This window comes from Kitasatospora sp. NPDC054768, assembly GCF_053612025.1.
This window is the reverse complement of sequence record NZ_JBSHBN010000005.1, coordinates 47,592-56,756: the sequence shown is the minus strand read 5'-3', so window position 1 is coordinate 56,756 and position 9,165 is coordinate 47,592. Positions and strand designations below refer to the sequence as shown.

Annotated in this window: 8 protein-coding genes; 2 read left to right on the top strand and 6 right to left on the bottom strand. The window is 75.2% G+C overall.

All coding sequences use genetic code 11. The features are described from left to right. From ACWGKU_RS02590 to ACWGKU_RS02575, 4 genes are all read right to left on the bottom strand, one after another. Positions 1-1,028, bottom strand: a 1,028-nt coding sequence (locus tag ACWGKU_RS02590) for an L-tyrosine/L-tryptophan isonitrile synthase family protein (RefSeq protein ID WP_452191319.1), incomplete at its 3' end; no start/stop codon positions are given. 135 nt (positions 1,029-1,163) lie between these two features. After that, on the bottom strand, positions 1,164-2,519 hold the full coding sequence (locus ACWGKU_RS02585; RefSeq protein ID WP_401049217.1) for a cytochrome P450 family protein: 1,356 nt from the start codon (positions 2,517-2,519) through the stop codon (positions 1,164-1,166). Between the two features lie 96 nt (positions 2,520-2,615). Next, positions 2,616-3,989, bottom strand: coding sequence for an MFS transporter (locus ACWGKU_RS02580; protein ID WP_401049215.1), 1,374 nt, complete (start codon positions 3,987-3,989; stop codon positions 2,616-2,618). A gap of 263 nt (positions 3,990-4,252) precedes the next feature. Continuing rightward, entirely contained in the window at positions 4,253-4,846 is a 594-nt protein-coding gene (locus tag ACWGKU_RS02575) for a sigma-70 family RNA polymerase sigma factor (RefSeq protein ID WP_452177704.1), read from the bottom strand. A 25-nt stretch (positions 4,847-4,871) separates the two neighbouring features. Here ACWGKU_RS02575 and ACWGKU_RS02570 point away from each other — a divergent pair, with 25 nt between their 5' ends. Then, the gene (locus tag ACWGKU_RS02570; RefSeq protein ID WP_452177703.1) at positions 4,872-5,138 is read left to right on the top strand and encodes a zf-HC2 domain-containing protein; all 267 of its coding nucleotides are present in this window, start codon (positions 4,872-4,874) and stop codon (positions 5,136-5,138) included. A gap of 310 nt (positions 5,139-5,448) precedes the next feature. Here ACWGKU_RS02570 and ACWGKU_RS02565 read toward each other — a convergent pair whose 3' ends face one another. Continuing rightward, complete coding sequence (locus ACWGKU_RS02565) at positions 5,449-6,384, bottom strand: hypothetical protein (RefSeq protein ID WP_401049211.1); 936 nt, start codon at positions 6,382-6,384, stop codon at positions 5,449-5,451. Between the two features lie 663 nt (positions 6,385-7,047). On the opposite strand from ACWGKU_RS02565, the gene ACWGKU_RS02560 reads away from it, so the two are divergent. After that, a complete protein-coding gene (locus ACWGKU_RS02560) occupies positions 7,048-8,295 on the top strand; it encodes a cytochrome P450 (protein WP_401049219.1) in 1,248 nt (415 codons plus the stop codon). A 143-nt stretch (positions 8,296-8,438) separates the two neighbouring features. Here the strand turns inward: ACWGKU_RS02560 and ACWGKU_RS02555 are convergent, their stop codons facing one another. After that, on the bottom strand, positions 8,439-9,146 hold the full coding sequence (locus tag ACWGKU_RS02555) for an N-acyl homoserine lactonase family protein (protein WP_452177702.1): 708 nt from the start codon (positions 9,144-9,146) through the stop codon (positions 8,439-8,441). Positions 9,147-9,165 lie beyond the last annotated feature (19 nt).

Sequence of the window (9,165 nt, the reverse complement as noted above, 5' to 3'; positions counted from 1 at the left end):
GGGGGTACCCGGTTGCGGCGCTTCTGCTCGTGCCACTCGTTGTGGCTCGCCCCACCGCCCCCCTGCACCAGCCGGCCGCGCCGCGCGGCCTCCGCGCTGCGCAGCAACTCGCGCTCGCCGCCGGTGCGGTGGAGCACCGCGGAGTGCCAGGGCGTGATCCAGGCGTCGGCCGCCGCCAGCAGCCGGATGCCGAACTTGGCCGCCCCGGACGGCTGCGGGTGGATGGAGAGCCGGACGGCGCGCGGGTGGTGCTCGGCGATCAACTCGCCCCAGGCGCGGCTGCGCTGGATCACGCCGTAGGCGCGGCGGCGGCACTCCCGCTGGAGGGCGGAGCGGGTGCCGGTGAAGCCGACGGTGTCCTCGGTGAGGAAGCGGGTGATGCCCCGGTAGAGCCGCAGGGTCTCCTCCTCGGTCAGCACCTGTTCGCGCAACTCCTCGACGCTCGGCGCGTACCGGGCGTGCACCCGGGCGCGCTTCTCGTCGTACGGGAGGTCGCCGAGGACGGCCCGCAGGTCGAAGGTGTCGAGGCGGGTCAGGCCCTCGCGGGCGATCATGGCGGTCAGGGCGTCCGAGTAGGCGTCTATGTGGTCGTCCGGGACGTTGATCAGGTCGCCGAAGATGTGCCCGTCCGAGCAGATCAGAATCCGGGCGCCGGGCGCGTACAGGCGGCCGATCTCGGCGCACAGCCCGTCGAGGAAGGTCAGTGACAGCCGTTCGCCCTCGTCCGGCAGGTGGCCGAGCACCTTCGCGGGGTTCGGCGACTTGCAGGGGAAGCCGGGCAGGGTCAGGACGATCGGTTCGCCGGCGGTGATGAAGTCCGCCAACTGGGCCAGCTGGAGCGGGAAGTGCTCCGGGTGGGCGTCGAACTCCGGGTCCGCGGCCCGGCGGTGCGGCAGCAGCAGACCGAGGACGCGGGTGGCGAGCCGCTCGGCCGAGGGGCGGTCCGAGGGGCGGTCCGCGGGGTCGGTGGCGGTGGCGACGGCGGTGGCAGGGGTGATGGCGGCAGGGGCGGTGCCGACGGGCGGCATGGGGGTCCTCCACGGAAGGTGGTGCGGTACGGCTTCGGGCGTCAGGTGTCGGGCTCCGGGCGGTCGGAGCCGGGGTGCGTGAGCGGGGGCGTGTGATCGGGGGCGTGTGATCGGGGGTGCGATGTGCCCCGGGGGTCAGCGGCGGTGGTCGTAGGCGACCGGCAGCCGGTTCACTCCGCGCGCCAGGACGGCGGGAACCCAGGCCAGGTCCGCCAGACCGTCGCCGGGCGCCTCGGCCGGGCGCAGGCCGGGCAGCCGGGTGAGCAGGGTGGCGAGGGCGACCTGGAGCTCGGCCCGGGCGAGTGCGGCGCCGGGGCAGTAGTGGATGCCGTGGCCGAAGGCCAGGTGGGCGTTGGGGGTGCGGTCCAGGTCGAGGCGGTCGGGATCGGGGAACTGCTCGTCGTCGCGGTTGGCGGCGCAGAGCGAGATGATCACGGAGTCGCCGGCCGGGACGACGGTGCCGAACAGGTCGCTGTCCTCGGCGAAGAACCGCCAGGTGGTGAGCTCGAACGCGGCGTCGTGGCGCAGCAGTTCCTCCATCGCCCGGGCGAGTCGGCCGGGCTCGTCGATGCCCTCGCGCAGCCGGGCGAGCTGCTCGGGGTGGCGCAGCAGGGTGACCAGCATGGTGGTGATCTGGTTGGTGACCGGCTCCTGCCCGGCGACCAGCAGCTGGAAGACCATCGAGTCGAGCTCCGCGCGGCTCAACTCGCCCGCGTCATGGGCGTGGACGAGCCGGCCCAGCAGGTCCTCCCGGGCCACCCAGCCGGGCTCCCGGAAGTCGACGCGCTTGCGGGCGACGACATCGGCGATGTACGTCTGGAGGCCGCGCAGCCGTGCCTCGTACGCCGGTCGGCCGGGGTCCTGCGGGCCGACCGGCTGGACCACCTTGCCCCAGTCCCGGTCGAAGCGCTCGGCCAACTCGGGCGGCAGGCCGATGACTTCGGAGAGCACCCGGAAGGGGTAGTGGGCCGCGAAGCCCGCCACCAGGTCCGCGCCGCCGGACTGCGGCAGTTCGTCCACCAGCGCGTCGGCCAGCTCCTGGAACCGGGGTCGAAGCGACTCCACCCGGCGCGGGGCGAAGGCGTCGAGCACGAGCCGGCGCATCGAGGTGTGCTTGGGCGGGTCCTGGTGGAGCAGATGGACCTGGAGCTGCGAGTGCTGCGGCTCGGGCATGATCGACGCGAGGCGGCGCCAATTGTCGTTGCCCAGGCTGTGGTTCTTGCCCAGGCGGGGGTCGTTGAGGGCCGCGTGGGCGGCCCGGTGGCCGGTGACCAGCCAGGCGTGGATGCCGCTCGGGAACTCCACCCGGTGCACCGGCCCGGCCTCGCGCATCCGCCGGTAGAGCGGGTACGGGTCGCGCTTGTACGCCGGGCCGTACAGCGGGACGGGGGAGGGGAGCCGGTCGTACCCGTACGGGCAGCGCGGGGCGTCGTCGTCGGCGGCCGGGGCGGTGGACGTTTCGGTGATCGTGTCGGGGCTCGTGTCGGTCATCTGAGGGGTCCTTCGATGCGGGGCGGTGCGGGGCGATGCGGTGTGTTGTGGCGTGCCGTGGGTGCGGGCGACGCGGGGCGGTGTCGTGCGGGGTGGTCAGGCCTCGGGGCGGCGGTGCAGGGCGAGCAGGGCGACGGCGGTGGCCGCGACCAGGGCGGCCAGGGCGATCCCGGCGCGCGTCCCGGTGGTGTCGTGGGGCGCGGCGAGAGCGGCGGCGGTGCCGAGGGCCGGGCCGAGCGCGAAGCCGAGGCTGCGGGCGAGTTGGACGGCGGAGCCGGCGGTGGCGAGCTTCCCGGGCGGGGAGGAGGTCATCACCAGGGCCTGGGTGGGGCCGCCGTTGAGGCCCATCCCGGCGCCGGCGAGGGCGAGTCGCGCGGCGATGTCGAGGGCGGACCAGCTCGGGTCCAGCGGGGCGAGCAGGGCCAGGCCGAGGGCGGTGACGGCGGCACCGGTGAGCGCGGTCGGGCGGGCGCCCCAGCGGTCGGCCAGCCGGCCGCCGACCCGGCCGGCCAGCACCATGCCGAGCGGGAACGCCAGCATGGTGAGTGCGGTGGCGGTGGCGCTCTCGCCCCGGGGTCCGCGCAGGTGCTGGGCGAGCAGGTAGTGGCAGGCCGCGAAGCCGGCGGCGAGGGCCAGCACCGAGGCGTTGGCCCCGGCGGTCCCGGCGGCCCGAAGCACCTCGGCCACCGGCCGGCCGCCCGGGCGGCGCAGCCAGAGCAGCACCAGCGGTACGGCGGGCAGGGCGAGCAGCAGCCACAGCGGCGTCCGTGGGGCCAGGGTGAGCCCGAGCAGGGTGGCGGCCACGGCGGCGCCGATCAGCGCGGCGTCGCCGAGCGAGGACCGGTCGGGCGGTCGCAGCCCGCCGCGGTGCGGGGCGTGGCGCCGCACGATCAGGACGGCGGCCAGGCAGACCGGCAGCTTGACGAGGAAGATCGCCCGCCAGCCCAGGTGGTCGAGCAGCAGCCCGCCGAGCACCGGCCCGGTGACGGCGCCGAGCGGACCGAGCGTCGCGGGCACGCTCATCGCCCGGCCGCGCAGCTCGGGCCGGACGGAGGTGGCGGCGAGCACCGGCATCAGGACGAAGAGCACGGCTCCGAAGGCGCCCTGGAACAGCCGTGCCGCGATCAGCCACCCGGCCCACGGGGCGCAGGCCGCCAGCACGCTGCACAGGGCGAAGCAGCCGACGGCGAGCAGCAGGGCCGAGCGGGTGCCGACCTGGTCCAGCCATCGCCCGGCGGGCAACAGCAGCGCGACGAGCGGGAGTTGGTACCCAAGGGCGGCCCACTGGGCGACCCCGGGGGAGACGTGCAGGCCGGCTGAGATGTCGGTGAGCGCGAGGTTGACCACGTTCATGTCGAGCATCGCGACGAAGGACAGCAGGCCGGCGGCCACCACCAGGCTCCAGCGGTCCACCGGCTCGCGCTGATCGTTCGTCAGATTTTGGGTGGTCGGGGGTGGTTGCACTGTCATGAAGTCCCTCCGTCTCCCGTGCTGCCGGACCGGACGCCGCCTCGGCGGCGGGGTCCGGTACAGCAGTCGGTGGCGCAGGGGATCCGGTTCCGAACACCTGGGGGATTTCTTGCGGGAGTGTGGTGCGGACGGCCGACGGGTGACAACTTTCAGCGGACAGATGACAGATTTCGAAATCTGTCATCTGTCCGCTGTCGGTTGTTCGCCGTCGGCTGCCGATCGTTCGCAGCCCGCCCGCCGACGGCCCGTCGTCCTCCCGCCGCTCAGCAGGCGGTCGCGAGTTCCCCGGCCTCGGCGGCGCGCAGGCGGGCCACCAGTTCCTCCCGGGCGCGGGCGACCCGGGAGCGGACCGTTCCGACGGGGCAGCCGGCGACCTCGGCCGCCTCGGCATAGCTCAGGCCGACCACCTGGGTCAGCACGAAGGCCTCCCGCCGCTGGGCGGGCACCCGGTCGAGCAGATCGCCGAGCGCGATGCCGTCCTCGAACCCGGCCGTCGGTGTGCCACTCTGCCGCTCCGCCGCTTCCTGCCAGTCCGGCAGTGCCGCGCAGCGGGGCCGGGCGGCGGCCATCCGGTACCGGTCGATCACCGCGCGCCGGGCGATCGACAGCAGCCAGGTCCGGGCCGAGGAGCGCCCCGCGAACGCGGGCAGGCCGCGCAGGGCGCGCAGGAAGGTCTCCTGAGCGAGGTCGTCGGCGGACTGCACGTCGGTCAGGTGGGCGACGAAGCGCCAGACGTCCCGCTGGGTCGCCCGGACGAAGGCCTCGACGTCGGCCGCCCGTCCGGAGCGGGCGGTCAGTGCCAGTGCGGTGAGCTGTTCGTCATCCACGGTGGCCCCCCACCCGGCCGGTCCCGGCATCACAGCCGTGCGGGACGATGGTCATATGAGATGCGCGCAGTTTCGGACAGCTCTGTCCGCCCGGCTCGACGGCGAACCGAGCGGTATGCCGGAGGCCCGGCTGGACAAGCACGTCGCGCGCTGCCACGGCTGCCGGGAGTGGCTGGCCCGGGCCGAACAGCTGCGCGCTCGGGTGCGGGCGGGCGCTGCCGACGGGCCCTCGCCCGAGTGGTCGGCCCGGCTGCTGGCCGGCCTCGGCGAGGACCGGCCGGGAGATCGTGCTCCGAACGGTCCGCAGGCCGTCGAGAGGTAGACGCGGCCACGGCGCCCGGAGGGGCGGGAACGGCGGGACGGGGGCGCCGGCCGGAGCCGGTGCGCCGTCGAAGTGAGGCATGGGAAGGTCCCGAGGGGAAGGCGGGGGTGGCACCGCGCAGCGCGGCACCGTCGGCGTCCGGGGGCAGCCGCGCGGCACGCCGGCCCTGAGGGGGCACGGCGGCGGACGCGGGCCCGCGCCCTGGCGGCACGACGACACAAAGGCTTGGCCGTACGGCAGGGCGACCTGCCCGTCGCGAGAGCCCCGATGGCCGGGAGGCGGCCGGGGTGAGAAGGGTGCGGCGGGCGCGTCAGCAGGCGAGGGCGAACGCCGGCGGCCCACGCCGGACCACAGCATGCGTGAGCAGCACCGACCGGGGCGGCCGGGCCCGGTCGTCGACTGGGCGGGGCGGTGCCGGGGCCCGGTGGCCGAAGGGGCGCGCGAACAGCGCCAGCAGCGGGAGCAGCAGGGCCCCCGCGACCACCGAGCCGAGCGCGCCGAGCAGTTCGAAGAGCCGGACCAGTGCCGCGTCGCCGCGCCAGAGCAGGAGCGCACACGCCAGCGCAGCGAGCACGTGGGCGGCGGTCATCCCCGGCGACATGCCGTGGGACATCCCGTGCGCCATGTCGTGCGCCGGTCCCTGCGTCGACCCGCCGACCAGAACCTGCGCCGCGTCGTACGACCCGTCACCGTGGAACGTTCCGTCCGGCATCGTGTGCGGCCCCGTGGGCATGCCGGTCGTGCCTGCCATCCCGGTCGTCCCGGACAGGTCGGGGTGCACGGCCGTCGGGCCCGGTGCCCCGTGGTGCGTTCCCGCCGTCGGCCGCAGGCTGCCGGTGAGCGGCGGGACGTCCGGGTCGATGCCGGCCATCCGTGCCAGCTCGACCGGGGAGAGCCCGCCGGGCGCCCGGTCCGGGTTGCAGAGCAGGAGGGCGGCCCAGTCCGTGGCGGCGAGTCGGCCGAGGCCGCCGCCCCCTCGGGAGAGCGCCCCGGCCTGTTCGAACAGCTGGTGCAGCGCGGTCTGCGCCACGACCATCCAGAGGCTGATCACCCCGAGTCCGCGCCGCTTTCCGGCGAGCAGCCAGGTCAGCCCGAGGACCGCCCCGAACCCACCGGCCAGCACCCTCGGCGAGACCCCGGGCCCGGCCATGGCGACGTGCGCGGTGGCGGCCATCGCTACGCACAGCGCGGCGAAGACCACGGCGCGCAGCAGGCGGATCCGGTCGGTCATCACGATGGCACTCATCGTCGCACCCACCCTGCCCGGCCCGTACCGCACCCTCCGGTCATGGCCGGTTCTGTGCCGTGAGACCATGCCCGGCCGCTCGCCCCGTGGCCCGCCGGACCGCCGCCCGGCCCGGCCCATCGGCCCGGCGCGCCGAACCGAGCCATCACTCGTACGACCATCGGGGCGGTTTGACAGCGCGCATTCCATACTCACTTAATGTGCAGCACCCAGTACGGTGCGTATCGGGACGACGTCGTTCAGAAGCAGGGAGGTCCGGCCTTGGAGACCCCGACGGATACCTCGGCGCCCATTGCCGACAGTGCCGAGTCCGCTGCCCCCACGGAGCCGACCGTCCCGCAGCAGGCGACGGCCCCGAGAGGGGCGGCGCCGACCGAGGCGGCTCCGGCCGAAGCCGAGGAACCCGCTGAGCGGGCCGAAGCCGCCGAGCCGGCCGCAACCGCCGAACCTGCTGAATCCGCCGCACCCGCCGAGGCGACCGAACCTGCCGAGCGCGCCGAGGCCGCCGAGCAGAACGAGGCCGCCGAACAGCCCGAGGCCGCTGCCCCCGCCGAACCCGCCGAGCAAACCGACTCGCCGGAGGCCGCCGACCCCGCCGCCCCCGCCGACTCGGCCGAGCCCTCCACTCCGCCCGGCTCCGCGGACGCGGCCGAGTCCCCCACCCTGGCCGAGGCCCTTGCCGCGCCCGGGTCCACAGACCTCGCCGACGCCCGCTTCTGGCAGTTGCCGGCCCCCGACCGCGCCGCCGCCTTCGCCGAGCTGCGCAGCCGCCCCGCCCCGGTGTTCTTCGGCGACCGCGCCTCCGGCCGGGGCTTCCACGCCCTGGTCCGCCACGCCGACGTGGTCGAGGCCAGTCGCACCCCCGCCGTCTTCCTCAGCGGTCCCGGCGTGACCACCCCCGTCCCGGCACGCTGGGTCCGGCTGCTGTTCGGCGACTCGATGGTCAACCTGGACGATCCCCGTCACGCCCAGCTGCGCCGGATCGTCTCGCGGGCGTTCACGCCGCGGCTGCTCGACCGGGTCGAGGAGGACGTCCGGCGGATCAGCACCGAGCTGGTCGACCGGATCGAGCGGGAGCGGCCGGAGGACTTCGTGACCGCGGTCGCCGCCGAGCTCCCGTTCCAGGTGATCTGCACCATGATGGGCATCCCGGAGCGGCCGCGCCGCACCATCCTCGACCTGGTCAACCGCACCTCCGAGGACATCGGGGTGGCCCGACCGCTGCGCCGCCGCCTGCGGGTGCCCGGGCGCGGGCTGCGGGCGCTCGCCCGGATGCAGGGCATCGTCGCCGGGATCGGCCGCCGGCGCCGACGCCGGCCGGAGGAGGACCTGATCTCCGCGCTGGTCACCGCCGACGTGGACGGCCGTCGGCTCACCGGGCGCGAGCTCGGCGCCTTCTTCAGCCTGCTGCTGGTCGCCGGGGTCGAGACCACCCGCAACGCGCTGGCCCACGGCCTGCACCTGCTGACCGTCCATCCCGAGCAGCGCGCCCTGCTGCTCGCCGACCTCGACGGGCTGCTCGGCGGCGCGGTGGACGAGATGGTCCGCCACTCCACGCCGATCATCCAGTTCAACCGGACCCTCGCCGTCGACCACGAACTGGGCGGACCCGGCGGATCGTTGCTGCGCGCGGGCGAGAAGGTCGCGCTGTTCTACGGCTCGGCCAACCGCGACGAGGAGGTCTTCCCCGACCCGGACGCCTTCGACATCACCCGCACGCCCAACCCCCACCTCGGCTTCGGCGGCGGCGGTCCGCACTACTGCCTCGGCGCGCACCTGGCCCGGCAGGAGATGACGGCGCTGTTCCGGGAGCTGTTCACCCGCCTGCCCGAGGTGCGGTCGGTCGGCGAGCCGCAGCTCGTGCCGTCCAGCTTCGACCACCGGGTCCGCTCGTTGCGCTTCACCTTCTGAGCCCCGGGCGACCCCGACCCGTCCGTCAGGTCGGCCTGGACCTTCAGGCCGACCTGGACCTTCGGGTCGACCTGGACCTTCGGCTCGACCCGAACCCTCCGATCGATTCGACCCCCTGGAGCGGCCGGCGCTCCCGCACCCGGCTAATCGGTCGCCTCCCAGACCGCGTGGTCGTGCGCGAACAGCACGCGGTGCGGCTCGTGCTCCGCCATCCGGTCGAGCCAGGCCCGGTACTCGGGCAGCGGTGCGGCCAGGCCCTCGCGCGCCGCCCGCCGGGCGAGCACCGCCTGCCCGTACTGGGAGGCGAAGTCGTACGCCTGCCCGGCCAGCAGGACCGGGCCGCCGCCCGGGCGGTCGATCAGCAGTGACTGGTGGCCCCCGGTGTGGCCGGGCGTGGGCAGCACCCGCACGCCCGGCCAGACCTCGGCCTCGCCGTCGAGCTCGCGGTACTCGGCGCCGGGGAAGTCGACCAGTGCGTCGATGGTGTACCCGCCGCGCCGGGCGGTGGCCAGCTCCTCCGCCTGGACCAGGACGGGGGTGCCGGCGAACAGCGGGTTGCCGCCGCAGTGGTCGAAGTGCAGGTGGCAGTTGACTACCAGGTCGATGTCGTCGACGGCGACCCCGGCCGCGGCGAGCGCCTCCGGCAGCGGGCGGCGGACCGGGCGGTAGTGTGCCTCGGTCTCCGGCTCGCCGCCACCGATCCCGGTGTCGAACAGCAGCAGCCCCTCCGGACGCCGGACCAGGTACGCGAGCACCGGCTCCACGCGCGGCTCCGGGCCGCCCGCCTCGGCGGCCGGCCGGACGATGTAGCCCAGGTCGAGACGGCGGATCACGCGCAATTCAGCCCCCATGTCGCAGTGCGTCGCTCTG